The organism is Roseinatronobacter monicus, from assembly GCF_006716865.1.
Taxonomy (GTDB): domain Bacteria; phylum Pseudomonadota; class Alphaproteobacteria; order Rhodobacterales; family Rhodobacteraceae; genus Roseinatronobacter; species Roseinatronobacter monicus.
The window spans coordinates 2,994,077-3,019,958 of the sequence record NZ_VFPT01000001.1 but is presented as its reverse complement, the minus strand read 5'-3'; the positions used below and the strand labels follow the sequence as shown (position 1 = coordinate 3,019,958).

At 60.3% G+C, this 25,882-nt stretch carries 25 protein-coding genes and 1 pseudogene; 19 read left to right on the top strand and 7 right to left on the bottom strand.

Annotated features, from left to right (window positions below; genetic code table 11):
• Window positions 1–2 precede the first annotated feature (2 nt).
• From BD293_RS14415 to BD293_RS14375, 9 genes and pseudogenes are all read left to right on the top strand, one after another.
• The gene (locus BD293_RS14415) at window positions 3–317 is read left to right on the top strand and encodes a gene transfer agent family protein (protein WP_142082822.1); all 315 of its coding nucleotides are present in this window, start codon (window positions 3–5) and stop codon (window positions 315–317) included.
• Window positions 314–532, top strand: a complete 219-nt coding sequence (locus tag BD293_RS14410; RefSeq protein ID WP_142082820.1) for a rcc01693 family protein — start codon at window positions 314–316, stop codon at window positions 530–532. Before BD293_RS14415 ends, BD293_RS14410 begins: the two co-directional genes overlap by 4 nt.
• Entirely contained in the window at window positions 510–1,121 is a 612-nt protein-coding gene (locus BD293_RS14405) for a phage tail tape measure protein (RefSeq protein WP_142082818.1), read from the top strand. The genes BD293_RS14410 and BD293_RS14405 overlap by 23 nt, the downstream gene beginning before the upstream one ends.
• A gap of 13 nt (window positions 1,122–1,134) precedes the next feature.
• The gene (locus BD293_RS14400) at window positions 1,135–1,767 is read left to right on the top strand and encodes a DUF2460 domain-containing protein (protein WP_142082816.1); all 633 of its coding nucleotides are present in this window, start codon (window positions 1,135–1,137) and stop codon (window positions 1,765–1,767) included.
• Window positions 1,764–2,639 (top strand): DUF2163 domain-containing protein, encoded by an 876-nt coding sequence (locus BD293_RS14395; RefSeq protein WP_142082813.1) that lies wholly within the window; start codon window positions 1,764–1,766, stop codon window positions 2,637–2,639. The genes BD293_RS14400 and BD293_RS14395 overlap by 4 nt, the downstream gene beginning before the upstream one ends.
• Entirely contained in the window at window positions 2,636–3,076 is a 441-nt protein-coding gene (locus BD293_RS14390; RefSeq protein ID WP_142082811.1) for a C40 family peptidase, read from the top strand. The genes BD293_RS14395 and BD293_RS14390 overlap by 4 nt, the downstream gene beginning before the upstream one ends.
• Window positions 3,077–3,079: 3 nt before the next feature.
• Window positions 3,080–7,034: pseudogene (locus BD293_RS14385) on the top strand (baseplate multidomain protein megatron).
• 99 nt (window positions 7,035–7,133) lie between these two features.
• Window positions 7,134–7,529, top strand: coding sequence for a DUF7742 family protein (locus tag BD293_RS14380; RefSeq protein WP_142082810.1), 396 nt, complete (start codon window positions 7,134–7,136; stop codon window positions 7,527–7,529).
• Window positions 7,487–9,298, top strand: a complete 1,812-nt coding sequence (locus BD293_RS14375) for an ABC-F family ATP-binding cassette domain-containing protein (protein ID WP_142082808.1) — start codon at window positions 7,487–7,489, stop codon at window positions 9,296–9,298. Before BD293_RS14380 ends, BD293_RS14375 begins: the two co-directional genes overlap by 43 nt.
• Before the next feature lie 152 nt (window positions 9,299–9,450).
• Here the strand turns inward: BD293_RS14375 and BD293_RS14370 are convergent, their stop codons facing one another.
• From BD293_RS14370 to BD293_RS14360, 4 genes are all read right to left on the bottom strand, one after another.
• Entirely contained in the window at window positions 9,451–10,098 is a 648-nt protein-coding gene (locus BD293_RS14370; protein ID WP_142082805.1) for a YggS family pyridoxal phosphate-dependent enzyme, read from the bottom strand.
• 7 nt (window positions 10,099–10,105) lie between these two features.
• On the bottom strand, window positions 10,106–10,384 hold the full coding sequence (locus tag BD293_RS14365; RefSeq protein WP_142082803.1) for a porin: 279 nt from the start codon (window positions 10,382–10,384) through the stop codon (window positions 10,106–10,108).
• Window positions 10,385–10,454: 70 nt separating this feature from the next.
• Window positions 10,455–10,598: a hypothetical protein gene (locus tag BD293_RS22745; protein WP_170207151.1), complete on the bottom strand. Its 144-nt coding sequence runs from the start codon at window positions 10,596–10,598 to the stop codon at window positions 10,455–10,457.
• Window positions 10,599–10,728: 130 nt separating this feature from the next.
• Window positions 10,729–11,802, bottom strand: a complete 1,074-nt coding sequence (locus tag BD293_RS14360) for a porin (RefSeq protein WP_142082800.1) — start codon at window positions 11,800–11,802, stop codon at window positions 10,729–10,731.
• 83 nt (window positions 11,803–11,885) lie between these two features.
• On the opposite strand from BD293_RS14360, the gene BD293_RS14355 reads away from it, so the two are divergent.
• Window positions 11,886–12,833: a tyrosine-type recombinase/integrase gene (locus tag BD293_RS14355; RefSeq protein WP_142082798.1), complete on the top strand. Its 948-nt coding sequence runs from the start codon at window positions 11,886–11,888 to the stop codon at window positions 12,831–12,833.
• Between the two features lie 418 nt (window positions 12,834–13,251).
• Here BD293_RS14355 and BD293_RS14350 read toward each other — a convergent pair whose 3' ends face one another.
• Window positions 13,252–13,611 (bottom strand): hypothetical protein, encoded by a 360-nt coding sequence (locus BD293_RS14350; protein WP_142082796.1) that lies wholly within the window; start codon window positions 13,609–13,611, stop codon window positions 13,252–13,254.
• A 273-nt stretch (window positions 13,612–13,884) separates the two neighbouring features.
• Window positions 13,885–14,376 (bottom strand): DUF6626 family protein, encoded by a 492-nt coding sequence (locus tag BD293_RS14345; RefSeq protein WP_142082793.1) that lies wholly within the window; start codon window positions 14,374–14,376, stop codon window positions 13,885–13,887.
• A gap of 29 nt (window positions 14,377–14,405) precedes the next feature.
• On the opposite strand from BD293_RS14345, the gene BD293_RS14340 reads away from it, so the two are divergent.
• From BD293_RS14340 to BD293_RS14320, 5 genes are all read left to right on the top strand, one after another.
• The gene (locus BD293_RS14340; protein ID WP_142082791.1) at window positions 14,406–15,758 is read left to right on the top strand and encodes an IS1380 family transposase; all 1,353 of its coding nucleotides are present in this window, start codon (window positions 14,406–14,408) and stop codon (window positions 15,756–15,758) included.
• A gap of 705 nt (window positions 15,759–16,463) precedes the next feature.
• Window positions 16,464–16,826, top strand: a complete 363-nt coding sequence (locus BD293_RS14335; protein ID WP_142082789.1) for a hypothetical protein — start codon at window positions 16,464–16,466, stop codon at window positions 16,824–16,826.
• A gap of 123 nt (window positions 16,827–16,949) precedes the next feature.
• A complete protein-coding gene (locus tag BD293_RS14330; protein ID WP_142082787.1) occupies window positions 16,950–17,168 on the top strand; it encodes a tyrosine-type recombinase/integrase in 219 nt (72 codons plus the stop codon).
• Between the two features lie 68 nt (window positions 17,169–17,236).
• Window positions 17,237–18,484 carry an IS256 family transposase gene (locus BD293_RS14325; protein ID WP_142082785.1) on the top strand — a complete coding sequence of 416 codons (1,248 nt, stop codon included), beginning with the start codon at window positions 17,237–17,239 and terminating at the stop codon, window positions 18,482–18,484.
• 19 nt (window positions 18,485–18,503) lie between these two features.
• Window positions 18,504–18,908: a tyrosine-type recombinase/integrase gene (locus BD293_RS14320; protein WP_246086310.1), complete on the top strand. Its 405-nt coding sequence runs from the start codon at window positions 18,504–18,506 to the stop codon at window positions 18,906–18,908.
• Window positions 18,909–19,327: 419 nt separating this feature from the next.
• Here BD293_RS14320 and BD293_RS14315 read toward each other — a convergent pair whose 3' ends face one another.
• Entirely contained in the window at window positions 19,328–21,049 is a 1,722-nt protein-coding gene (locus tag BD293_RS14315; RefSeq protein ID WP_142082780.1) for a porin, read from the bottom strand.
• A gap of 148 nt (window positions 21,050–21,197) precedes the next feature.
• Here BD293_RS14315 and BD293_RS14310 point away from each other — a divergent pair, with 148 nt between their 5' ends.
• The 4 genes from BD293_RS14310 to holA all read left to right on the top strand — a co-directional run bounded on the left by BD293_RS14310 (window position 21,198) and on the right by holA (window position 25,867).
• The gene (locus tag BD293_RS14310; RefSeq protein ID WP_142082778.1) at window positions 21,198–21,710 is read left to right on the top strand and encodes a DUF3576 domain-containing protein; all 513 of its coding nucleotides are present in this window, start codon (window positions 21,198–21,200) and stop codon (window positions 21,708–21,710) included.
• An 83-nt stretch (window positions 21,711–21,793) separates the two neighbouring features.
• A complete protein-coding gene (gene leuS / locus BD293_RS14305; RefSeq protein ID WP_142082775.1) occupies window positions 21,794–24,373 on the top strand; it encodes a leucine--tRNA ligase in 2,580 nt (859 codons plus the stop codon).
• Entirely contained in the window at window positions 24,360–24,848 is a 489-nt protein-coding gene (gene lptE, locus BD293_RS14300) for an LPS assembly lipoprotein LptE (RefSeq protein WP_142082773.1), read from the top strand. Before leuS ends, lptE begins: the two co-directional genes overlap by 14 nt.
• A complete protein-coding gene (holA, locus tag BD293_RS14295; RefSeq protein WP_142082771.1) occupies window positions 24,845–25,867 on the top strand; it encodes a DNA polymerase III subunit delta in 1,023 nt (340 codons plus the stop codon). Before lptE ends, holA begins: the two co-directional genes overlap by 4 nt.
• Window positions 25,868–25,882 lie beyond the last annotated feature (15 nt).

The window sequence follows — 25,882 nt, the reverse complement described above, 5'->3', positions numbered from 1 at the left end:
CCATGAGCAACCCCTATGCAGGCGAGGTGACGCTGGTGATGGACGGCCAGCCCCATGTGCTGCGCCTGACGCTTGGTGCGCTGGCCGAATTGGAAGCAGCCCTTGGCGAGGACACGCTGCTGGCACTGGTCGAGCGGTTCGAGCAGGGGCGCTTTAGCGCGCGCGATGTGCTGGCCCTGTTGGTGGCGGGGTTGCGCGGCGGCGGCTGGCAGGGGCAGGCCGCTGACCTGACCCGCGCCGAGATTGCGGGCGGCATTCACGGTGCAGCACAAGTGGCCGCGCAAGTTCTGGCCCGCGCCTTTACCCCGCCTGTATGAGTGCGCTTGATTGGCCCGCGCTGATGCGCCTTGGCCTGCGCGAGTTGCGCCTGACCCCGCGTGATTTCTGGGCGCTGACCCCGGTCGAGTTGATGATCATGGCCGGGCTGGAGGGCGCGCCCGGACCCCTGACCCGCGCGCGGCTGAACGAGTTGGCCGCGCGCTACCCTGACACTGTGAAAGGCACTCAGAATGACCAATCTCAGCGATCTTGAGGCGCAGATTTCCGCTCTGGAACAACGCCTTGGCCAGACCGTAGGGCTGGTGGCTGAATTTGACAGCGAACTGGCAGGGCTGGGGCGCAACCTGACCTTTACAGGGCGCGAGGTGGACGGGCTGTCGCGCAGCTTCTCGACGGGGTTGCGGCGGGCCTTTGACGGCGTGATCTTTGACGGAATGCGCATGCAGGACGCGCTGCGCGGCATTGCGCAGTCGATGGCGGGCAGCGTTTACAATACCGCCATGAAACCTGTGCAGAACGCCTTTGGCAGCCTTTTGGCGCAAGGGGTTTCTGGCGCGATGGGGTCCATCATGCCCTTTGCCAAGGGCGGCGTCATTTCTCAGGCCACAGCATTTCCCATGCGCGGCTGCACGGGCCTGATGGGCGAGGCGGGACCAGAGGCGATCATGCCGCTGTCACGTGGCCCTGACGGGCGCTTGGGCGTGCGCGCGGCAGGTGGCGGTGGGGCGGTGCATGTGAGTTTCAACATCCAGACCCCCGATGTGGCGGGCTTTCAACGCTCGCAAACCCAGATCGCGGCACAGATGGGCCGCCTTCTGTCGCAAGGCAACCGCAACCGCTGAAAGGGGACACAACGTGGCATTTCACGACATCCGATTTCCCGCCAATCTGAGTTTTGGCGCGCTTGGCGGGCCAGAACGGCGCACCGAGATTGTAGAACTGGCCAACGGGCATGAGGAACGCAACACGCCTTGGGCCGCATCGCGCAGGCGCTATGATGCAGGCATGGGCCTGCGCGCGCTCGATGATCTGGAAGCGATGGTCGCGTTTTTCGAGGCGCGCCAAGGCATGTTGCATGCCTTTCGCTGGAAGGATTGGGGCGATTACCGGTCTGCCCCCGCCTCGAAACCCATCACAGCGTTTGACCAGCTACTGGGCCTTGGGGATGGCACAAACCGAGTGTTTCAACTGCGCAAGGCCTACCGCTCTGGCGCGCAGACGATCTGGCGTGAGGTTGTCAAACCTGTGGCGGGGTCGGTTCTGGCCGCGATCGGGCGCGATGAGATGACCTTCGGGCTGGATTATGAGGTCGATGCCACAACCGGCCAAATGACATTTGCCCGCCCCCCCGATGCTGGGGCCGAAGTGCAGGCGGGGTTTGAATTTGATGTGCCGGTGCGGTTTGACACTGATCTGATCCAGATTTCGGTTGCCAGTTTCAAAGCGGGCGAATTGCCACGCGTTCCAGTGGTCGAGGTGCGCTTGTGAGTATTGCTGCACATCTGGCTTCAGGGGCCACGACCATTGCCCGCGCATGGGCGCTGACGCGCGCTGACGGGCTGACTTTGGGCTTTACCGACCATGACCGTGATCTGGGTTTCGAGGGGGTGGTTTTTCGCGCCGATGCGGGCCTGAGCGCGCGCGCGTTGGAACAGGTCACAGGGTTGGCGGTCGATAATTCCGAGGCGGTGGGTGCCCTGCGCGATGCGGGCCTGAATGAGAGCGACATCATGGCTGGCCGCTATGACGGCGCCGCTTTGCGCATATGGGAGGTGAACTGGGCCGATGCCCCCCAGCGCCGCATGATCTTTCGCGGCACATTGGGCGAGATCACGCGCGCAGGGGGTGCGTTTCGTGCCGAATTGCGCGGGCTGTCGGAACCCTTGGGCCAGCAGGGCGGGCGGGTCTATCACGCGGCCTGTGCGGCGGTGCTGGGGGACGCGGCGTGCCGGTTCGATCTGGATGCGCCGGGTTATAGCGCGCAGGCGCAAGTGCTGCGCATGCAAGACGGACAGCATTTCCACTTTGCCGGGTTGAATACGGTCGCGCCGGGGTGGTTTGCGCAGGGGCGGCTGATCGTGCAGGGGGGTGCTGCGTTGGGGCTGGTCGGCCATGTCCGCGAGGACCGTATGCAAGATGGCGTGCGCCTGATCTCGCTTTGGGACAGTTTGCGCGCGTCTGTCGCGCCCGGTGATCCGGTGCGGCTGGAGGTGGGCTGCGACAAACAGGCCGCCACTTGCCGTCAGAAATTCGCCAATTTCCTGAATTTTCGCGGCTTTCCCGATATTCCGGGCGAAGACTGGCTGATGGCCTATCCCAAGGCGGGCCAGCCCAATACCGGCGGCTCGCGGCGCGGATGAGCGGGCAGGCGGCGATTGTGGCCCATGCGCAGCACTGGAGCGGCACACCCTATCACCACCGCGCCAGTTTGCGCGGGGCGGGGGCGGATTGTCTGGGCCTGATCCGGGGCATCTGGCGCGCGCAATGCGGGGCAGAACCCGAACCCCTGCCGGATTATTCCCCCAGTTGGGCCGAGGCAGGCAGGGATGAGGCACTTTGGCAGGCTTTGATGCGCCATATGACGCCTGCATTCGTGCCCGCAGACGGGCAGGTTCTGCTGTTCCGGCTGCAAAGCCGCGCGCTGGCCAAGCATCTGGGCATTCAATGCGCAAGCGGCGCGCAGTTCATCCATGCCTGCCCGCGCGCAGGTGTGGTGCAAGCGCCGCTGTCTGCCCCTTGGGCGCGCCGGATCGTGGCGCGTTTCACCTTTCCCGCAGTTTTTGATCGAATGGAGTGACGCATGGCAACCTTGGTGCTTTCGGCGGTGGGTGCGGCAGTGGGGTCCAGCTTTGGCGGGGCTGTTCTGGGCCTGTCGGGTATGGTGATCGGGCGTGCGGTCGGTGCAACACTGGGCCGCGTGATCGACCAGCGGCTGATGGCGCGGGGTCCGAGGTGATCGAGCATGGCCGCATGGACCGGCTGCGTGTGACCGGCGCGATGGAGGGTGCGCCAGTGCCCCGCGTCTGGGGCCGTATGCGTCTGGGCGGGCAGGTGATCTGGGCCAGCACGTTCCGCGAACGGGTGCGCAGTTCGGGCGGGGGCGGCAAGATCGTCAAGAAGCCGACCGTGCGCGAGTTCAGCTATTCGGTCTCGGTCGCGGTGGCGCTGTGCGAAGGGCCGATCCTTGGGGTTGGGCGCATCTGGGCGGATGGGCAGGAAATCGCCCCCGCCGATCTGAACCTGCGGCTGTATCTGGGTGGCGAAGACCAGCTTCCCGACCCGCTGATCGAGGCGCTGGAGGGGGCGGGCCAAGCGCCTGCCTATCGCGGCATTGCCTATGTCGTGATTGAAGATCTTGAGCTGGGCGCTTTCGGCAACCGCGTGCCGCAACTGAGTTTCGAGGTCAGCCGCAACACCCAAACTGAGGGGGCGCAGAGCCTGAGCGACCATGTGCAGGCCGTGGCCCTGATGCCGGGCTCAGGGGATTTCGCGCTGAGCACCACCCCGATCTATACGCGAAACCGCTCGCATATTCTGGATGAGGCAAACCTTAATCCGCTGGCGCTGGCCTTTTTGCAGCCGTTTATCAACCCTGTCAGCACGCCGATGAATCTGAACTCCCCTACAGGGGTCAGTGATGTCGAGGCGGCGCTGGACACATTGGTGCGTGAGTTGCCCCAATGCCGCTCTGCGTTGTTGATCGTGTCGTGGTTCGGGTCTGATTTGCGCGCGGGCCTGTGCCAGATCGCGCCGAAAGTCGAATATTCCAGCCGCCTGGCCCCGGCGCAGCCGTGGTCCGTGACGGGCCGCGCCGCCCTTGCCACGCCCGAAGTGGCGCGTGTTGCAGGGGAATTGGTTTATGGCGGCACCCCCTCTGACGCCTCGGTGATCGAGGCGATTGGCGCGTTGAAAGCGCGCGGGCAGGCGGTTGTGTATTACCCGTTCATCCTGATGGAAATCCTGCCCGAAAACGGCCTGCCCGACCCGTGGTCCTATGCTGGGGATCAGCCCGTCTTGCCTTGGCGCGGACGCATCACCACGGCAAAAGCACCGGGCCAGCCCGGCAGCGCGGACGGGACAATGCAGGCCGAGGCGGACGTCGCCGCGTTCTTCGGGACAGCGCAGGCCAGCGACTTCGCTGTCTCGTCGGGCGGAGTCACCTATTCGGGCCCGTCAGAATGGCGCTACCGGCGGTTCATTCTGCATCAGGCGGCGCTCTGCGCGGCGGCGGGCGGGGTGGATGCGTTTTGCATCGGCTCCGAGATGCGCAGCCTGACACAGATTCGCGGGGCGGCGCACAGCTTTCCGGCTGTGGCTGCGCTGATCGCGCTTGCCGCCGAGGTGCGCGCCCTGCTGGGGCCGGAGGTGAAGCTGACCTATGCCGCCGACTGGTCGGAATATTTCGGCTACATCACCGCGCAGGGCGACCGGTTCTTCCACCTTGACCCGCTTTGGGCGGATGAGAACATAGATTTCATCGGAATCGACAATTACATGCCGCTGTCGGATTGGCGGGACGGGCGGGCGCATCTGGATGCAGATTGGGGCAGTGTCTATAATCTGGACTATCTGCGCGCCAATGTTGCGGGGGGTGAGGGGTATGACTGGTTTTATGCCACTGAAACCGACCGCCGCGCGCAAAGCCGCACCCCCATAGTGGACAGCTCTGACTGGCAGGAAGACTGGATCTGGCGCAACAAGGATTTGCGCAGCTGGTGGGAAAATGACCATCATGAGCGCGTGGATGGGGTGCGTGCGGCCAGCCCGACGGCATGGGTGCCCCGTTCAAAACCGTTCTGGTTCACCGAATATGGCTGCGCGGCGATTGACCGGGGCACGAACCAGCCGAATGTGTTTCTGGACCCGAAATCCTCTGAATCCTTCATGCCGCATTTCTCGCGCGGGTGGCGCGATGATGCTGTTCAGATGCAATATGTGCGGGCGGTCAATTCCTATTGGGCCGATCCTGCGCATAACCCCGTATCTGAGGTCTATGGCGGGCCGATGGTCGATATGGCGCGCGCGCATCTTTGGGCATGGGATGCGCGGCCTTATCCGTGGTTTCCGGGCAATCAGGCGTTGTGGTCGGATGGCGCGAACTGGCAGCGCGGGCATTGGATCACAGGGCGCGCAACCGGCCAGCCGCTGGACGGCGTGATCGCCGAGATTTGCGCGCGCGCAGGTGTTCGGGATGTCGATGTGAGCAGGGTTTACGGCGTAGTGCGCGGGTTTGCCTTTGCTTCGACCGAGGCACCGCGCGCCATGTTGCAGGCGCTGATGCTGGCATATGGCGTCGAGGCGGTGGAGCGTGGCGGCGTGCTGCGGTTCTTGATGCGCAACGGGCAGGCGGTTGCCGCCCTTGGGCCGGATGATATGCTGCGCCATGACAGCGGTGATCTGGCCCTGACCCGCGCGCCAGAGGCGGAACTCTCTGGCCGCGTCCGGCTGGGCTATGTCGAGGAGGGCGCGGATTTCGACATGCGCGTGGCCGAGGCGAGCTTTCCGGGGGACAGCGAAAGCCGGGCCTCTGGCTCTGATCTGCCGTTGGTGCTGACCGAGGGCGAGGCCGTGCTGATTGCCGAGCGTTGGCTGGCACAGGCGCGGGTGGCGCGGGACACGGCGCGGTTTCGGCTGCCGCCCTCGCGTGACTTGGGGGCGGGCGATGTGGTGGCGCTGGATATGGGCGCGGGTGGGGCGCTGTGGCGGATCGACCGCGTTACCCTGTCCGCCGGGCGCGAGGTAGAGGCCACGCGCGTGGAAGACGCGGTCTATGAATGGGGCGAGACGGCGCGCGCAGGTGGCACCCTGACCCCCTATCAACCGCCCGCACCAGTGCAACCTGTCTTTCTGGACCTGCCGCTGATTACCGGCGAAGAGGTGCCCCAGCACCCGTGGCTGGCGGTTTCGGCGCGCGCCTGGCCGGGGCTGGTGGTGGTACATCACCGCACGGGGCCAGAGGCGTTCGCGTTGGACGCGCTGGTGGCCCGCCCGGCGCGGATTGGCGTGACGGAAACACCTTTGTTTGCCGCCGGGCCGGGCCTGTGGGATCGCGGGCCTGCGCTGCGGGTGCGGATGCTGTCGGGCGGTCTGGATTCGGTCGCGCCTGCAGCGGTGCTGGGCGGGGCCAATCTGATGGTCATCGGCATGGGGGCCGAGTGGGAGTTGTTTCAATTCGCCGAGGCAGAGTTGGTCGCCCCCGGTGTCTATGATCTGCGCCTGCGTCTGCGCGGGCAGCAGGGCACCGATGGGGTGATGCCGCAAGTCTGGGCACCGGGGCGGTGGTGGTGATGATCGATGCCGCGCTGGAACAACTGGCCCTGCCGCTGGACGGTTTTGGTCTGGCGCGAACATATCGCATCGGGCCTGCCAGCCGCCCGCTGAGTGACCCGAGCCATCACGATGTGACAGCGGTGTTCACAGGCGTGGGCCTGCGCCCTTATCGGCCTGTGCATCTGCGCGCGCGTTGGGGGGGCGGGGGCGATCTGCATCTGGCTTGGGTAAGGCGCACGCGGCGGGGGGGTGATGGCTGGGGGCTGGCCGAAGTGCCGCTGTCAGAGGCCTTTGAGCGCTATATCCTGCGGGTGCGCAAGGGCGGCGCGGTGTTGCGAGAGGTGGTCTGTGATGTGCCGGAATTCACCTATACCGCGCAGGCGCAGGTGCAGGATGGGGGTGCGGGCAGTTTTGCGATTGAAGTGGCGCAACTGTCGGATGTGTTCGGACCCGGCCCCTTTGCCCGGCTGGAATTGGGCCAGTGATGCGCCCCCGCGCGCAAGCGGCCCACCCACCCACCCCCGCAAACCGGCGCTGCCGGTTTGCTTGCCGCTTGCGCGCGGGGGCGGCGCGTGGCGGTGGCGATGCGTGAGATCACGCAAGGCGATATCTGTGCGGCAGCGCGCGTGCTGCTGGCGCACCCAAAGCGCGACTGGCCGACCCTGATGGCGCAGATGTTGTATGAGGCGCATGTCGCGGATTGCTACCGCAAGCGTTTTCGCCGCGCGCATCCACGCCTTGGCACGGGCAGTTTGATGAGCGTGGCGCTGGCGCGGGGTCCGGTGCCAGTGCCTGTGGCCGCAGATAGTGCCAGTCTTGTGGCGACGGGGGCGGTGATTGCCGCTGTGCTGGCGTGGCGCGCAGATCGACAGCGCAAGGCGTGGCTGCGCGACGAATCCCCCTTTCCCTGCTGCGCACAGAGGCCTATATCGGCGCCATGGCACAAACACCCCTTCTGCAACTCTCGAATATCTCGCTGACCTATGGTGGCAATCCTGTCTTTGACGGGTTGGATCTGGTTGTTCAGCCCAATGACCGTGTGGCCCTTGTGGGCCGCAACGGCTCTGGCAAATCTACGCTGATGAAAGTCATGGCAGCCCTTGTCGAAACGGACAAAGGCGCGCGCAGCCTCTCGCCCGGTGTGACAGTGGGCTATATGGAGCAGGACCCGGATTTCGCCGGGTTTGACACGCTGGGCGAGTATGCCGCCCAAAACCTTGACCCTGCCGAGACATACCGCATCGAGATGGCGGCTGAGGGGCTTGATTTCGACCCCAGCCTTGACCCCGAAAAGGCCTCGGGCGGGGAGCGGCGGCGCGCGGCATTGGCCAAACTGCTGGCCGAAGCGCCCGAATTGATGCTGTTGGACGAGCCGACAAACCATCTGGACATTCACGCCATTGGCTGGCTGGAAGCGCGCCTGCGCGAGACGCGCGCGGCCTATGTGCTGATCAGCCATGACCGTGCGTTTCTGCGCGCGCTCAGCCGTGCCACTTTGTGGATTGACCGGGGGCAGGTGCGGCGGCGCGAATCCGGTTTTGACGGGTTCGAGGAATGGCGCGACACACTTTGGGCGCAGGAAGATGACGCCCGCCACAAGCTGGACCGCAAGATCAAGGCCGAAGCGCGCTGGGCTGTCGAAGGGATCAGCGCGCGGCGCAAGCGCAATCAGGGCCGCGTGCGCGCGTTGCAGGATTTGCGCGCCGAGCGTGCAAGCCAGATCCGGCGGCAGGGCACGGCGGCCATGGCGATGGAAGCGGCTGCCCCGTCGGGCAAGCTGGTGGCCGAGTTGGAGAATGTGCATAAGGCCTATGGCGATCGCCTGATCCTGCGCGATTTCTCGTTGCGGGTGACGCGCGGGGAACGTGTGGCCTTTGTCGGCCCGAATGGTGCGGGCAAGACGACGCTGCTGCGCATGATTACCGGCGCGGAAGAGGCCGATGCGGGCAATATCCGGCGCGGCACCAATCTGGAAACTGCCATTTTCGACCAGAGCCGTGCGCAACTGGACCCGAATGCCTCGCTCTGGGAGAACCTGACGGGTGATCCGCTGATGCGGGTGCCGGGGCAGGCGGATCAGGTCATGGTGCGGGGCCAGCCCAAGCATGTGGTCGGCTATCTGAAGGAATTTCTGTTCGATGAGGCGCAGGCGCGCGCGCCTGTGCGGTCGCTTTCGGGGGGCGAGCGGGCGCGGCTGTTGCTGGCGCGGATCATGGCGCAGCCTGCCAATCTGCTGGTGTTGGACGAGCCGACCAATGATCTGGATGTGGAAACGCTGGACCTGTTGCAAGATATCCTGAGCGAGTTTGACGGCACGGTGCTGCTGGTCAGCCACGACCGCGATTTCATTGACCGCATCGCCTCGACCACGTTGGTGTTTGAGGGGGAGGGGCGTGTGACGGCCTATGCGGGCGGGTGGTCGGATTATCTGGCGCAGCGCAGTGAGCGAGAGGCCCCTGCGGCGCAATCTGCGCCCGCCCCGCGCAGCAAGGAGAAGGGCAAGAGCAAGGCGAAAGCCAAGACTGGCCTGAGCTATACCGAGACGCACCGGCTGGAAAAACTGCCCGCCGAGATCGCGCGGCTGGAGGCAGAGATTGCGAAGCTGGCCGGGCTGCTGGCCGATGCCGAGTTGTTCACGCGCGAGCCGGTCAAGTTCCGCAAGGCGACCGAGGCGATGGCCGCGCGCCAGACCGCGCTGGAACTGGCCGAGGAAGAATGGCTGGCGCTGGAGGAGAAGGCGGCGGGGTGAGGGGCCAACCCGCTGAACGTCTGACTTGCGCCGCGCGGACGCGAAGGCCGCCGCGCCGCAAAGTGCCGTGGGTGCGGGCTGATGCGGCGGGGCGTGATGCACTGCGCGACCGCCCGCACAGCGTTCAATCGGTCATATAGCCCTGTGTGCCCCTAGCGCCGCGCGCCGAATATGGCGGAGCCGACGCGCACATGGGTGGCGCCCTGCGCAATCGCAATTTCGAAATCATCGCTCATGCCCATTGACAGGCTCTCCAGCCCGTTGCGCGCGCCAATATCGGCCAGTTGGGCGAAATGGGCGGCGGGGTCTTCGTCGACGGGCGGGATGCACATGACGCCGACAATTGGCAGGTCCAGTGCGCGGGCGTCCTTGATGAAGCGGTCGGCATCATCGGGCAGCACGCCGGCCTTTTGCGGCTCTGCCCCTGTGTTGACCTGCACGAACAGATCGGGGCAGTGGCCCAACTCTTGCGCAAGGCGTGCGAAACTCTGGGCGAGTTTGGGCCGGTCGAGGGAATGGATGGCCTGAAACAACTCCATCGCTTGCCGTGCCTTGTTGCTTTGCAACGGGCCGAGCAGATGCACCGCGACGTCGCCGAAGCGGTCGCGCCAGCCGGGCCATTTTCCGGCGGCTTCCTGCACGCGGTTTTCGCCGAACAGGCGGTGGCCTGCGTCCAGTACAGGCAAGACGCGGTCTTCGGGTTGTTCTTTGGACACAGCGATCAACTGGACCGAGCCGCTGGGACGCTGCGCCGCAGCTTCTGCCGCCGCGATCCGGGCGCGGATGTCTGTCAGGGACATGGGGGTGTCATTCTCCGATGAAGATGCGCGGTGATCTGGGGCGCTGGGTGTCGGGGTCAAGTTTGAACGCCGCCCCGAACCGCACCCCGCCATCGGTTTCGCCGGTAAATTCAAACTTCAGCCGTGCGCGGGCAGTCATGCGCAGCCCGTTTTCGCGTTGCTGCGCCCAGTCGGGCGGGCGATCATAGACCAGCCCCATCCGCGCATCGCCCGAGACTTTTGGCCCAAGTTCCTGCGCAGAGGCGGGCAGGGCAAGCAGCAGGCAGGCGAAAAGGGGGCGGAGCATCGGTCAGACCTTTGCGATTCGTCACATTGGGGCAAGTGTGCCGCCCATAGGGCTGCGGTGCAAGCCCTGCCTATCTGGCAACGCTGCGCACATCCTGCCCCGCGCCGATAAAGACGCCGCCGACACCGTCGAGGGCGGCGGATGTGGTTTCACACCCCGAGAGCAGGAACACGCCAAGGAGCATACCAAGTGCCGAGATTTTCAAGGGTTTCATACTGCCTGCCTTATGGTTTGTTGGTTTGGCATAAATTACCCGGAATTTAGGGTCTGTGTGAAGAGTGCTGTTATCAAAAAGAAAAGAGCGGGCAAATGCCCGCTCTTTCCAGATCACGATCTGAGTTAAATCAGAATGTGAAGGCCAGACCGAAGTCAGCGCGTGTTTCCGAGCTACCAACGTTCGGGCTCACGTGGACAACACCGCCCTTGATCGAAGCGCCGCCGCCCAGATCGTAGCTTGCGCCCAGACCGAGGTAACGGTCTTTTGCGAAATCACGACGACCGAATGCTGTGACTGTTGTCGCATCGAATGTGCCGCTGACGCCCAGACCGTACTGAGTTTTGCTGCCATCTTCGTCTTCAATGATCTCTTTCAGGTCGTTCATTGCACGGCCAACGATTGCTTTAACCGAGATGCCGTCCATGCTGTATTCAGCGCTTGCTGCCAGATGACCGAATGTGATCGAGTCAAGGCCGGTTACCGAAGCAGGGTTGGCACGAGCGCGCTCATAGCCCAAGGCACCTGTGAAGCCGTCGATGCTGTAGCTTGCGCCTACACCGAACTCAGTGATTGTACCAAGGCTGTCACCGTTTGATGTTGCCAGACCAGTTTGGGTATTAAATGCAGTCGCATTGTTTACACGAACTGTGACCGGGTTTGACACGCTTGCGTAGAAGCTGAAGCCATCGATGCTGTAGGAGTACAGGGCGCGTGGGAACAGGCTAGGAATTGAAACGCCGCTGAATTGGGCCACGCCGTCGTCTTCGTCATTGATCGTGTCGCCCAGCAGGCGGCCGATGTAGTTCATTTCATGTGCGTCGCCCAGTGTTGTCAGGCCAACCGAGTACAGGTCGCCAACTGCTGCCAGAGCGGCACCGTCTACGTCGCCCATTGCCAGACGACCGAAGTCACCGGAGATGAACACGTTGCCAGCAGAACCGGAAGCAGCGTTGCTTGCATTGTCTGCGCGGAACGAACCGCCGAATGCCAGACCGGAATCAGTTTCGCCGGACAGTGTGAATGTTACGCGAGCACGGCTTGTGAAACGGATGTCGTCGCCATCATAGATCAGACCCATGCGACCGTCACCGGACAGCGATACGCCCTGAGCCGAAGCCATGCCAGCCGACAGTGCGATTGCTGTTGTCGCAAGAACACGATCTGGAACCGACGCAGTGTTGAGGTCGATGACAGCATTCAACGACAGCTGTGGTCATTTCAGAACTCGTCCAAACAGTTATATGACAATACAGCTTAGCTCACAGCAGCAGTAAGGACCAAGCCGTGAAGCTATTCAGCCGCATCAAAAGCACCAGCAACAGCAATCGTAGCCAGCAACAGCGTTTAACGCTTAATCAGTTCTTCGATCAGCACTATTATCCACACGCCAAAGCCACCACAAAGCAGCATCATCACGCGTTCAGCATCTACAACACGCATCTGCGTTTGCGAATGGGTGAGTATGCTTTGGAGGATTTGAAGACAGCAGTGTTGGATGTTTGGGTGCGCGAACAGATCGTAGCTGGGTATCAGCGCAGCACAATCAACAAACACATTCATCTAATGAACCGCTTGCTGAACTTGGCACGCAGCTGGCGCTATATTGATTTTGACAGAGATCAGCAGCCCATAAAGCGTTTGAGCATTGGTGACCACAAGCAGCGCTTTTTGAGCAGTGCTGAGATCGAAGCATTGTTGCGTCAGTGTCAGCGCAGCACGCATCCATACCTGTATCTGTTCATCAAGCTGCTTTTGTTGACCGGTGCGCGCAAAGGTGAAGCGCTGCGTGTGCGTTGGTGTGACATCAATTTCGACAAGCGAGTTTGGACAGTGCCGCGCAGCAAAAATGGTCGCAGTCGCCGCATTGTGCTGAATGATGATGCTGTGGAAACAGTGTTGGCAGCTGGCAGTGTCGCGGAGCGTTTTGGATTGAGGGTTGGCGGCAATGCGTATGTGTTTCAGAACCCACGCACACAGAGCAGTTATCAAAGCTTCTATGCTGCTTGGTATATCGCGCGTGATGCTGCTGAACTTGGTGATGTGCGCATACACGACTTGCGTCATACCTTCGCAAGCTTGTTGGTGAACAAGGGGGTGAGTTTGTATGAGGTTCAAACACTGCTTGGACACAGCAGCATACAGATGACGCAGCGATATGCGCATTTAGCGCCAGACCTGCTTCATCGTCGTGCGCAGTTGGTTGGGGACATTGTTGGGGGCAAAAGTATTTGATCACAGCATCACTATGCCTGTCATTGGTTTCGGCATAACTGCGCAGCAGCAGCGGCTTTTGTGGTGTTAGCGCGCGCGTGCGCAGTCAACAGCTGCTTGGTGTGTTGAGCAGCACGCGCAGCAGCGCTGTGTTCGACCTGAATGCTGTAGCAGCAGCTTTGACATGTGCTGTGTTTGTGACAGTGTTTCGCAACACTGTGGTCAACCCATTGTTTAAACGCAGGTTTTAAGCTGCGCTTTGAAGCTGGTTCTTCAACGTGTCCAATCAAACCAGCTCGACCAGCTCGACCAATCGTTCAAAGACCGCTGCTTACATCAATAAGTGATGTAACGCATCCAGCACGGTTTCAGCTTTGTGCCGTTGAACACAGTGTTTCCACACAAGTGTTTACACCACACATGTTCGGCTGCTGTTTGATTACTTTTTTTTGCGCAATGCCTCTGCTTCAGCCCATTGCTCAGCTGTGCTGTTCTCGATGATTTTGCGCATCTTCTCAATACCAGCTTTTACAGCAGCCAGTGTGTTGTCCACATATGTTGCTGACCCTGCTACTGTTTTGCCGCCTTCACGCATCACCAGTCTGCGTTGTCCATTCACGCTTTTTTCCGACCACCAGTATTTAACACCATTTCCGTCCAGTTCATCTTCGGCTTTGTATTTCGCCAGCTCTGCCAGCATACGATCAGCTTTTGACAGCAGCTTGCTGCGAAGTGGCGCATTTGGCGTATCTTTTGGTTCAAGTCCTTGCGCGCGCATCTCATCTTGTAGCCATTTCATCGTTCAAATCTCACCTGTTGTTAAACACTTATGAAGATGCGCGATTTCTGATCGCAGTCAACTGTTTTAACTCAGGTTTTTTGGTTTTGGTTCATTGAATGGCTTGGCTTTACTGGGTGGTTTAAAGGTCGTGTCTTTGCGCTTGTGTGCGGCTTTGGCAGTGTCGCGCTTGCTGTGCTTGCCGCGTGTGTGTGCTGCTACAGCAATGACCTCAACAACACGCACAGCACAGCCCCAGTGTTGTCAAATCACCAGCGTCATTTGATAAGTAGTTCACAGCGATTTTTCGCGCAGCTTGGTTCTTTGAGCGCAGACCGATTGCCAGCGTTCACGCACACGCACTTCCAGTGCTGTCTGTGTCTCAGCACGCAGCGCAGTCAATATCTTGCTCCAATGCGCGCTTGTGTCGTCACCTCGTCGTGCCAGCTCACAGCTGTAATAGCCAAGCTTGCTGCCCAATGTCGCCAGCGCCTCAGCACTCGGTTCAAGTTCATTGAACCTCAATGTGCGCATATAACTGCTGCTCTTTGCCAGCCATTGTTCGCAAAAGTCCTGCTCACCTCGTGTCAAATTCGCATCCTTAAGCGTGTCACACACAGTTTCCAGTAATTGTATCGTCATTCCATAGCTCTCCATTTGTGCTGTATTTATCAACACAGTCACATTGTTTGGATTATTTGGATTGCTTGAATTGCTTTTACCCGAATTCCCCAAGTAATTCGCTGATTTCGCTGTCCTGACCGCGCTATTTACCATATAAATCATGGTGTTGATGGCTACGGAGAGCGTGTTTCATGGATCACCCAGAGGGTGCGGGATCGCAGCGGGCAGATCGGGTGGTTTTCGACCCTCGCGTTCGGCTGGAATTCAAAGGCACGCAGCTCAGCTCGGATGGCGGCCTGCTGGTTATGCGGGAGCTTGATGACGCGCTCGGGCTGTCCGATCTGGCAGCAGCAGCATTGCGCGACACCCGGCGCGGCAAGAACACTGTCCACCGGCTCGACGGGCTATTCCGGCAGTCGGTCTATGGGCGGCTGGCAGGCTACGAGGATGTCAACGACGCCGACCGGCTGGCCGTTGATCCGGTTATGCGTCAGGTCGTAGGCGGTAGGGCCGTCGATGCGCAAGCTGCCTCGGCCTCGCAGATGGGACGGTTCGAGACCGAGACACTGGCCCTGGCCGAGAACCGGGCGGCGCTGGCCGACCTGAACGGCCAATGGATCGACCGGTTTCATGATCGCAATGGCCTGAAGTTCATCGTGCTGGATATGGACAGCTCGGTCAGCCCCACCCATGGCGATCAAGAAGGGTCCGCCTGGAATGGGCATTTTGACTGCACCTGCTACCACCCCAACTTTCTGTTCAACCAGTTCGGCATGCTGGAGCGCTGCGCCCTGCGCCATGGCAACGTCCACAGCGCCGATGGCTGGCGGGATGTCCTTGATCCTGTCATCGCCCGGTATGCCGAGCGCGACATACTACGCTTCTTCCGGGCCGACGCCGCCTATGCGATCCCCGCGATCTATGCGCGGCTGGAAGAAGCAGGCTATTTCTACGCTATCCGCCTGCCCGCCAACAACGTCCTGCGCGAGAAGATCGCGCATCGGCTGACGCGGCCCGTGGGGCGGCCCTCGCTGACCAAGGTGAAACGGTTCTTTGAGGATTTCCACTATCAGGCCGCGTCCTGGGACAAAGAGCGCCGTGTGATCGCCAAGATCGAATGGCACCCGGGCGAGCTGTTCCCCCGTGTGGGTTTCATCGTCACCAACCTGCCGATGGAACCCGACTGGGTGATGGGCTTCTATAACCAGCGCGGCACCGCCGAGCAGCACATCAAGGAGGGCAAATACGCCTTCCACTGGACGCGGCTGTCCTGCCGGAAGTTCCGCGACAACGAGGTGCGGCTGCAACTGCACGCGCTGGCCTACAATCTGGCAACCTTCCTGCGCTGCATCGAGCTGCCCGAGGCCATGGCGGACTGGTCGCTGACCAGCCTGCAACTGAAGCTGATCAAGATCGGTGCCCGCGTCGTGCGTCACGCCCGCGCCATCACCTTCCAGCTGGCCGAGGTTGCGGTGACAAGTTCGATGGTCCGCGCCATCCTTGCCGCCATCCGCCGATTGCGAGCGCCACCGCTATGCGCATGACCGCGATCCGGACCCAAACTGAACGAAAGCGGCAGGACAGGTCCGTCCACCGCGCTGAAAAACGTCGCCGCCGAGCCGGGATGCTGCGGGCTCCTGGCCCGATCCGCCCAACTCCAGGCGTTTGCGCGACCGCAGACGCCGCTCGGGACGAAAAACGCTTGATCAACTGGCGCAATCAGGCGATCTTGACGTCAGACGGCAGGCCACTTGGGGAATGTCGGTTTTACACATCCGCAGTCGCGTCTGTGTGTCATCTTCGCAGCAGCTCACATCGCTCACGCTCTGTCGCTGTGCTTGATGCCGATTCTTTCTTTCAAAGACACATGCTCAATTGTTGATGATTTAATCTTTTAACGACTTTCGATGAGCAGTCAGATCAACGCCCGTTTCGGCGTCGATCCAAACACGCAGTCGCTTTCGCGTCGCTGTCAGACTGTATTACTGAACCATTTAAGGAAGAGCAGGTTTTGCTTTCATCTCTATTACCAGCATATCAAACGCACGCATAAGACCCATACAGCCAGGCACTCTTATGCGTTGATGGTTCTTGTTTAAAACAAGGTTGTCATCCATCTCACTTGCGAGCAGCACTGAACACGTCAGCGCAGCTCTATTAACCGCACACCATTACGACAATCAAAGCTAAGGGCAGACTGAACATTTATGTCTCTATAGCTTTAGGCATCTCACCAGACGATGAGGTAGTTGATTGAAGCAGATAACGAGCAATCCATTTGCTTACCGTTTCACATCAGAACGGGTTCGCAGCACTATTACAGTCAGCGTGCCAGCTTTAATCTCGTTTGTTTGTGCCTGTGCTGTGCCTCAGTTGCCGTGCCCGCCATTGCCTTAGTCATCGTGTCACTCAGTGCCTCAGTCCGCGCCTTATTCGGTCTCGCAGTGCCTACCCATATTTCGCTTTTTCTGCCTGTCGCACCTGATGTGCCTTACACAGTTATTTATCAACAACAGCAAAAAACCTCGTCAAAACTGAACACGCAAAAATCAGCACAGCTGAACCACGCCTGCTGCCAAATTTTGCCACCAGTCGCCAGCCTCATAAAATAAGTATTAGCTGAGAGACTGAACTAAGCTGCTGTGATCATTGAACTTATGGTGTTTATAATTTCCGGTAGTTCACCACCAGCCTCAGACCATACACTGTGATTGTGGGATTTTGTGAGAGAGACAATGGCTGGAGCACGAACACTGACTGAACAAGAGCTGAAGCTGGTGCTGGCACAGTGTAAAACACGGCAACACAGCACACGCGATAAAACACTGGTGCTGTTTAGCGTGCTTGCTGGATTGCGCGCGTGTGAACTGGCTGGGCTGACGATTGCTGATGTGTATGACGCACAAGGCAAACCCCGCAGAGCTATGACTGAATCTGGTGTTTTGAGGATTTGAAAGCTGGCGGTGCATCTGGTTGGATTGTCGTTGCGACACAACCCGCCAACCGAAGAGGACGCACCACCATGGACGAGAGTAACATTGTTGAATTTGCCGGTCGAGATGCGATCTCGGACCCATTGACGGAACTTCTGCGCAAGGGCGCGCGGGAATTGCTGCAATCTGCGGTTGAGGCTGAGCTTGAAACTTTCATGGCCCAATTTCAGGACCGGAAGACAGCCGATGGCCATGCTGCGGTTGTCCGCAACGGCCATCATCCGGAGCGGGCCGTGCAGACTGGCATCGGGCCTGTCACGGTGAAGGTTCCCAAGGTGCGCTCGAAGACAGGCAATCCCGTCACCTTCCATTCTGCGCTGGTCCCGCCCTATGTGCGCAAGGCAAAGTCGCTGGAGGCGGCACTGCCCTGGCTATACCTCAAGGGCATTTCGACCGGAGAGATGGATGGCGCGCTGAAAGCTCTGCTCGGCCCGGACGCCACCGGTTTCTCTGCCAATACTGTGGCGCGCCTCAAGACGAAATGGGCCGCTGAATACGGTGACTGGTGCAAGACCGATCTGAGCCGTGACGACTGGGTCTATCTCTGGGTTGATGGCATCTATAGCGGGCTGCGCGCGGCCGAGGACAGGCTCTGTGCGCTGGTCGTGATCGGGGTAAATGCTCGTGGCGAAAAGCACTTCCTCGCCATCGAGGATGGTGTGCGCGAATCCACGCAAAGCTGGCGGGAGGTGCTGCTTGCGCTCAAGGCGCGGGGTCTCAAGACGCCGAAGCTGGCCATCGGCGACGGTGCCATGGGGTTCTGGGCCGCGCTGGAAGAGATTTTCCCGGCAACCCGCCAGCAGCGATGCTGGGTTCACAAGACGGCCAATGTGCTCAATTGCCTGCCCAAACGCTCGCAACCCAAGGCCAAGAAAATGCTGCATGACATCTGGCAGGCCGAGACGAAGAAAGACGCCGAGGCCGCCTTTGATCTGTTCATCGAGACCTATGAGCCGAAATATCCCAAGGCCGCAAATTGCCTGATTAAGGACCGGGAGGAGCTGCTCACCTTCTATGACTTCCCCGCCCAGCACTGGCAGAGCATCCGCACCACCAATCCCATTGAAAGCACCTTCGCCACCATCCGTCATCGCACCAAGCGCGCAAAGGGATGCCTGACCCGTCACGGCATGCTGCATATGATGTTCAAGCTCGCCAAATGCGCAGAAACAAGCTGGCGCAGACTGCGCGGCTTCGCCCACCTCGCTGACGTCATCGAAGGCGTCGATTTCATCAACGGCGTCAAGCCATCAACCCCGGATCAGGCCGCCGCATGACAAGCCCCAAACACCAGATTTGACAATAACTCAACCCCGCAGCAACACGACCCTTGCTGTTGCGCAGACCAAAGGTCACAGCAAACGCACGGTATACATCAACACTGAGCTACAGCGCGCATTGAAACAGTATTGGACGCTGTTCGCACATAGCAGCACAACAGCGCCGCTGTTCGCAACACGCTATGGTCGTGCTTTTTCGGCAAACACAATGAGCCAGCTGTTTCTGGATATATACGGAAGCTGCGGTTTGCGCGGTTGTAGCTCACACAGCGGCAGGAAGACATTCATTACACGCTTAGCTGATCAAGGTGTTGCTGTTCATTTGCTGGCAGCATTAGCCGGACATAGACACATCTCAACAACGCAACGCTATATCACAGTCAACGAAGCGCTGCTGTCGCGTGCTGTGGAGCTGGTGTAATGCGCAGCTGTGTGCGTGCTGAACTGCGTGCGTTGCGCAAGCTTGAGCGTCACAATACTTGGCTACAGCAGCATATCCAAAGTCAACGCAACCAGCAGCAGCGACAGCGTCAAGTGTTCAAGCTGCGCAGTGATCTATGTCAGCAGTTGAGCTGCGCTGGAAATGATATTGAAGCTGTGCTTGACGCCTCAACGCCTGATCGCACCACCTAAGCTTCTAAAGTCTTCGCCAACACCTTCAAACACTCTGCCTGTGCCTTCAGCCAAACCTGATGCTGTGCCACAGCCCGACAGCAGCAGTGTTGTGAGTGCCGCTGTGATCCATGTTGCTGTGCGTGTCATGTTCTGCCCGTATCGTTGTCGTTCACAGCAAAAGAGCGGGCAAATGCCCGCTCTTTCAGTATCGTAATCTGAGTTAGATCAGAATGTGAATGCCAGACCCAAGTCACCAGTTGTGGAGCTGCTGCCTGTGAACCCACGGCTGTTTACAACGCCGCCGCGGATGTGTGCACCGCCACCCAGATTGTAGCTTGCGCCGAGACCGTATGCGCGAGCATCTTGAGGAGCTAGATCAGATTTGGTTTGTGTTGCGAAAGCCGAAACGCCGATCGCGTCCATTGTGTAGCCAACACTTGCGCCCATTGTGCGGTGCTTGTCGATCTGTGTTCCGCCAACGCTGAAACGCTTGTCCTGATATACAGCAGCCATCGACAGCGCATCGATGTCATACTTGACGCCGACATTCCAGTCACGTGCTTTAGCATCTTCGGTCACAGTTGCCAGTGTCGCTGTGGCTGAGTTGCCCAGAGAAGCAGAAATACCAGGCTGGATCGGTGCTGATGCTGTGAAGCTAGCGGTGTAAGCGTCGCGCCAGCGTGCTTGCCCGTAACCAGCCGAAACTGTCAGCCCATCAAAGGTGTATGCAGCTGCGATGCTGCCAGCCTGATGCGGACCGGTTTGTGAGTAGCCCAGAGCGAAGCTGAAACCTTCGATCGAGTAATCAAACAAAACACGGCTGTCGATTGCTGGAGTATTAAGTGACGCTGAGGCTTCCCAATCAATCCCACCGAAGAACATATCACCGAAGTCATCAACACCGAACAGTGCAGCGATTTGATCTTGACCACCACCCGGTGCAGGGTCGGTTGAGTCAAAGCCAAAACCAGCAAATACAGCTTCATTGGTAACGGACTGAGCGAAGACGCCAGCGGCAAAGCCCGGCACGCGGATCGAAGCCGCGTCACCATTTGCTACGTTTGTAATGTTGCCATCCGAGTCAAGCATTTGAGCGCCGTTATTCTCAAGAGAAGTCAGGAACGTTGTCGCGTCGAAATCATTGTCAAAAACAAAGCCCGATACTCCGCCGCCTGCTTGATTGAACACATTATCAAAAGCGTCAACAATATCAGCAATGCTCCCGATATAAGTATCAGGATTTGTGGCTGCGCTTGGAGGAGTGTAAGTGAACAAGCTGCTTGCTAAGCTTGGTGTGACGAACACGCTAAAGTCGTCAACCGAAGAAACACCGTTGGTTGCACCAAAAGCCCAACCATTCACCAGACCTAGCTGCGAAGCTGTCAGCGCGGAGCCGAGGGAGAACGCACCACCGCTTGTGCTGTGGTCCAGTTCGTTCAGATCGCCCAATCCGGTCAAGCCAACACCGCCGATGTTGCCGAACAGTGCTTGAAACGCGCTGTCAACATCGCCCATACGCAGACGACCGAACTCACCGGAGATGAATACGTGACCGGCTGTGCCAGCAGCGGCGCCGGAAGCATTGTCTGCGCGGAACGAACCACCAAATGCCATGCCCGAATCAGTTTCGCCGGAAAGTGAGAATGTGACGCGAGCACGGTTTGTGAAAGCCAAGCGCGAGTTGCTGTCTGCCGCGCTATCATAAGTAATGCCCATGCGACCGTCACCGGACAGTGTCACGTCTGCTGCTGCGACGCCTGCCGATGCGACCAGAGCTGTGGTAGCAAGAAGAATCTTTTTCATCTTTTTTCCCTCGTTATCTAAGGTGTTTCCTCGCCTCACCAGTTTCGGCGAGGTCTGAGCCTGTTTCATCTTTTCAGCGGAAGTTTTCAAGACAAAGCGAATCCACCCCGTTGCAACAGCCAATATATGGTGCAGAATTGTCACGCCATGCTGTCAGCCCCCACTCTGAACGCCTCTCTCATGCGCGAAACTCTGGCCCCTGCACCGATGATTACAGCAATGCATGCTACACTCTTGTCGGAAAGCAGTGAACAAGTTAGAGGTAATACCGCGTCTATAAGGGATGGTAGCAATGAATTACAAAAGTGCTGCGCGCATAAGCACCGTTTTGGGCCTGACATTTGTTCTTGCGGGCTGCGGCGGCGGCGGGTTTGGCAACTTCTTCCAAGGTGGCGAGCGGTCGCGCGAAGCTGCGGCGGATATCCACGCGCAAGAGCGTGTCAGAGAAGGCACCACCCGCCAGTCAACTGTGTGGGATCTGTTCTCGAACGCGCAGCCCCCCGGCGTGACTGTGGAAGTGAACAAGTATTTGTGGAATGCTTCGCTTGAGATTCTGGACTTTTTGCCGATCCAGTCGGTTGATCCTTTCTCTGGTGTGGTTGTCACAGGCTTTGGCACACCACCGGGCGGCGGGCGCGCGTATCGTGCCGCGATCCTGATCAATGACCCCGCGCTGGACGCACGGTCGCTGAATGTGGCGCTGATGACCTCTAGCGGGCCTGCCGACCGCGAGACGATTCGCGCGGTAGAGGATGCGATCCTGACACGCGCGCGGCAACTCAGGATACGTGACCGCGGCCTGTGATCTGGACCTTGGTCTGACAGAACGCTAAAGATGCCGGGCCGGTCGCGCCCGGCTTTTTTAATTGCCCAGCCACAGGAAACACCATGTCCAGCCAGAATGACGCGCGCTACACCCCGCAAGCCATTGAAGAGAAATGGCAAAAGGCGTGGGATCAGGCAAATGCCTTTACCGCGCGGCGCGATCCCGCGCGCGAGAAGTATTATGTGTTGGAAATGTTCCCCTACCCCTCGGGGCGGATACATATGGGGCATGTGCGCAATTACACGATGGGCGATGTGGTGGCGCGCTATAAATCGGCGGCAGGGTTTTCGGTGCTGCACCCGATGGGCTGGGACGCCTTTGGGATGCCCGCCGAGAATGCCGCGATGGAGCAGGGCGGCCACCCCAAGGACTGGACCTATGGCAATATTGCCATCATGCGCGACCAGATGAAGCCTTTGGGCCTGTCGATTGACTGGACCCGCGAATTTGCCACCTGCGACCCCGAATATTACGGCCAGCAACAGGCCATGTTTATCGACATGCTGGAAGCGGGGCTGGTGTACCGCAAGAATGCGGTCGTGAACTGGGACCCGGTCGATATGACCGTGCTGGCCAATGAGCAGGTGATTGACGGCAAAGGCTGGCGGTCGGGCGCGGAAGTAGAGCGGCGCGAGCTGACGCAATGGTTCTTCAAGATTTCCGACTATAGTGAAGAGTTGTTGAGCGCGCTGGACGGGTTGGAGCATTGGCCCGAAAAAGTGCGCCTGATGCAACGCAACTGGATCGGCCAGTCGCGCGGGCTGCAATTTGCCTTCGGGGCGGTGGATGCGCCCGAGGGGTTTGACGGGATCGACGTCTATACCACGCGGCCCGACACGCTGCTGGGCGCGTCGTTCGTGGGCATCTCGCCCGATCACCCGCTTGCGCGCCATCTGGAGCGCCATGACGGGGCGGTGGCGGAGTTTGTGGCCGAGTGCCGCAAGATCGGCACCACCGAAGAGGCATTGGAAAAGGCGGAGAAGCGCGGCTATGACACCGGCATCCGTGTGCGCCATCCGTTTGATAATGATTGGGAATTGCCGGTTTATATCGCCAATTTCATCCTGATGGATTACGGCACCGGTGCGATTTTCGGCTGCCCCGCCCATGACCAGCGCGATCTGGATTTCGCCCGCAAATATGGCTTGCCGCACCCGGATGTGTTTGTCGCCCTCGAAGATGAGGCGCCGGTGGATACGGTCGCCTTTGTGCCCCCCAAGACCGAGGTCGTGCGCTATATTCGCGGCTTTGCGGGCGACGACGTGCAGACCGGCGCGGATGCTGTGGACGCCGCGATTGCCTTTTGCGAATCGCGCGGGGTCGGGCAGGGGGTGACGAATTACCGCCTGCGCGACTGGGGCCTGTCGCGCCAGCGCTATTGGGGTTGTCCGATTCCGGTGGTGCATTGCGCTGCGTGCGGCGTCGTGCCGGAGAAGAAAGCAAACCTGCCTGTCGCATTGCCCTATGACGAAGATGGCACACCGATTGATTTCAGCGTCCCCGGCAACCCGCTGGACCGCCACCCAAGCTGGCGCGACTGCACCTGCCCCAAATGCGGCGCCCCCGCACGGCGCGAAACCGACACGATGGACACCTTTGTGGATTCGTCATGGTATTACGCGCGCTTCACCTCGCCCCATGCCGACACGCCCACGAATGCCGAAGATGCCGCCTATTGGATGAATGTGGACCAGTATATTGGCGGCATTGAACACGCGATCCTGCACTTGCTCTATTCGCGGTTTTTCGCCCGCGCGATGGTCAAGACGGGGCACCTGCCTGAGAGCGCGTCCGAGCCGTTCAATGCGCTGTTCACGCAAGGGATGGTGACGCATGAGATTTACCAGACCCAAGACGCCAAGGGCCGCGCGGTCTATCACCTGCCCGAAGATGTCGAGGATGGAAAGCTGAAGGCCACAGGCGAGGCGGTGCGCATCATCCCTTCGGCCAAAATGTCGAAATCCAAGAAAAACGTGGTCGATCCCGTCAATATCATTCAAGCCTTCGGTGCCGACACAGCGCGGTGGTTTGTGCTGTCCGACAGCCCGCCCGAACGCGATGTGGAATGGACAAGTGCCGGGGCCGAGGCGGCCTTCAAGCACCTGTCGCGCGTGTGGCAGTTGTCAGACCGAATCGCTGGGATGGAGGACGGCAGCGCCACCGAAGCTGACACCGATCTGCTGCGCGCCATGCACCGCGCCATTGCCGATGTGACCAAGGCAATCGAGAATTTCGCCTTTAACAAGGCGATTGCGGAACTCTATGCCTTCACCAACACGCTGAGCAAATCGAAGGCCAGCGGCGTGGCACAGCACACCGCAATGCGCACGTTGGCGCAACTGATGTCGCCAATGGTGCCGCATCTGGCCGAAGATATCTGGGCGCGCCAAGGCGGCGAAGGTCTGGTTGCGCAAGCGCCCTGGCCACAGGCCGACCCGGCCATGCTGGTGCGCGACACTGTAATTCTGCCGATCCAGATCAATGGCAAGCGCCGCTCCGAGATCGAGGTTCCGGCAGATATCAGCAAGGAAGAGGTTGAAAAACTGGCGCTGGCGGATGATGCTGTGATCAAGGCTTTGGCAGGTGGTGTGCCACGAAAGCTGATCGTTGTGCCGGGACGCATTGTGAATGTCGTTGTCTGATCGCAGAACCCTGCTTTTGTCCTTTGCGGCAGTGCCTTTCGCGCTGGGATGTGGCTTTAGCCCGGCCTATGCGCCCGGCGGGTCGGGGCAGGCCTTGCGCGGTCAGGTGCGTGTCGCAGACCCGGTGCGCCCGCGCGATTTCGATTTCGTGGCGCAGCTGGAGGCGCGACTGGGCCGGCCAACTGCGCCGCGCTTCGATCTAAGCTACAGTATTTCCACATCCGAGCGCGGGGCCGCGCGGGTCGCAGGCTTGGGCGAGACGCGGGTCACCTTGTTTGGCACCGTGAGCTATGAGCTGACCGACAGGGCCACAGATACGCAAGTGACCAAAGGCAGTCTGCGCAATTTCACCAATTTCTCGACCACGGACACCCAGTTGGCCACCCGCCGCGCAGAAGAAGATGCCGAAGCGCGGCTGATGCGTATTCTGGCCGATCAGGTCGTTGCACGGCTGATCGCGGCACTGGCGGAATGAAATTCAACGCCCGTGATCTGGCCCGGCTGATTGCCAAGCCCGACCCCCAGCTTGCCGGAGTTCTGATTTATGGGCAGGACGCGATGCGTGTGGCCCTGAAACGTCAGGAACTGGTCGCCGCCATGATCGGCCCGCAAGGCGAGACGGAAATGCGGCTGGACCGCATGCCCGCGTCCGATCTGCGCCGGGGCGGGGCTGCCTTGCTGGATGCGGTCAAGGCGCAGGGCTTTTTTCCCGGCCCGCGCGTTGTGCTGATCGAAGATGCCACCGATATTGCACATGACGCTGTGGCAGGCGCTGTGAAAGACTGGCGCGCGGGCGACGCGCAGCTTGTCGTGACCGCTGGCGCGTTGAAAGCCACATCAAAGCTGCGCAAATTGTTCGAGGGGGCAAAGCAGGCAGGTGCAGTGGCTCTCTATGATGACCCCCCCTCGCGCGAAGAGATCGAGGCCGCTTTGCACAAGGCCGGGCTGACACAGATCGACACGGATGCGATGCGCGACCTTGTTGCACTGTCGCGCGCGCTTGATCCGGGCGATTTCCGCCAGACGCTGGAAAAGATCGCGCTCTATAAACATGGCGACCCAACCCCGCTATGCCCCGAAGATATCGCAGCCGTGGCCCCGTCCAGCACCGAGGCTGTGGTCGATGACCTGCTGCACGCGGTGGCCGAAGGGCAATCTGCCCTGATCGGCCCGCTTCTGGTGCGGCTGCAAGCGCAAGGCGTGCAGGCGGTGACGCTTGCGATCATGGCGATGCGCCATTTTCGCAGCCTGCACGCGATGAGTTGCCATCCCGGTGGCCCTTCCGCCGGCATTCAGCGCCTGCGCCCGCCCATCTTCGGCCCCCGCCGCGACCGGTTGCTGGGGCAGGCGCAGAGTTGGGGGCTGCCACGGCTGGAACGCGCCCTGACCGAATTGATCGAGGCCGATCTGACCTTGCGCTCGGCCTCGAACGCGCCCAGCATGGCCGTGATGGAACGCGCGCTGATCCGGCTGGCAATGCTGGTGCGGCGCTAAAACACCGGAGGGGTC

Coding starts and splice junctions, on each gene's coding strand:
- BD293_RS14410 (WP_142082820.1), top strand. CDS start 314: ATGAGTGCGCTTGATTGGCCCGCGCTGATGCGCCTTGGCCTGCGCGAG.
- leuS (WP_142082775.1), top strand. CDS start 21,794: ATGTCCAGCCAGAATGACGCGCGCTACACCCCGCAAGCCATTGAAGAG.
- holA (WP_142082771.1), top strand. CDS start 24,845: ATGAAATTCAACGCCCGTGATCTGGCCCGGCTGATTGCCAAGCCCGAC.
- BD293_RS14380 (WP_142082810.1), top strand. CDS start 7,134: ATGCGTGAGATCACGCAAGGCGATATCTGTGCGGCAGCGCGCGTGCTG.
- BD293_RS14350 (WP_142082796.1), bottom strand. CDS start 13,611: ATGAAATGGCTACAAGATGAGATGCGCGCGCAAGGACTTGAACCAAAA.
- BD293_RS14340 (WP_142082791.1), top strand. CDS start 14,406: ATGGATCACCCAGAGGGTGCGGGATCGCAGCGGGCAGATCGGGTGGTT.
- BD293_RS14370 (WP_142082805.1), bottom strand. CDS start 10,098: ATGTCCCTGACAGACATCCGCGCCCGGATCGCGGCGGCAGAAGCTGCG.
- BD293_RS14375 (WP_142082808.1), top strand. CDS start 7,487: ATGGCACAAACACCCCTTCTGCAACTCTCGAATATCTCGCTGACCTAT.
- BD293_RS14325 (WP_142082785.1), top strand. CDS start 17,237: ATGGACGAGAGTAACATTGTTGAATTTGCCGGTCGAGATGCGATCTCG.
- BD293_RS14345 (WP_142082793.1), bottom strand. CDS start 14,376: ATGATTTATATGGTAAATAGCGCGGTCAGGACAGCGAAATCAGCGAAT.
- lptE (WP_142082773.1), top strand. CDS start 24,360: ATGTCGTTGTCTGATCGCAGAACCCTGCTTTTGTCCTTTGCGGCAGTG.
- BD293_RS14310 (WP_142082778.1), top strand. CDS start 21,198: ATGAATTACAAAAGTGCTGCGCGCATAAGCACCGTTTTGGGCCTGACA.
- BD293_RS22745 (WP_170207151.1), bottom strand. CDS start 10,598: ATGAAACCCTTGAAAATCTCGGCACTTGGTATGCTCCTTGGCGTGTTC.
- BD293_RS14405 (WP_142082818.1), top strand. CDS start 510: ATGACCAATCTCAGCGATCTTGAGGCGCAGATTTCCGCTCTGGAACAA.
- BD293_RS14415 (WP_142082822.1), top strand. CDS start 3: ATGAGCAACCCCTATGCAGGCGAGGTGACGCTGGTGATGGACGGCCAG.
- BD293_RS14365 (WP_142082803.1), bottom strand. CDS start 10,384: ATGCTCCGCCCCCTTTTCGCCTGCCTGCTGCTTGCCCTGCCCGCCTCT.
- BD293_RS14330 (WP_142082787.1), top strand. CDS start 16,950: ATGGCTGGAGCACGAACACTGACTGAACAAGAGCTGAAGCTGGTGCTG.
- BD293_RS14390 (WP_142082811.1), top strand. CDS start 2,636: ATGAGCGGGCAGGCGGCGATTGTGGCCCATGCGCAGCACTGGAGCGGC.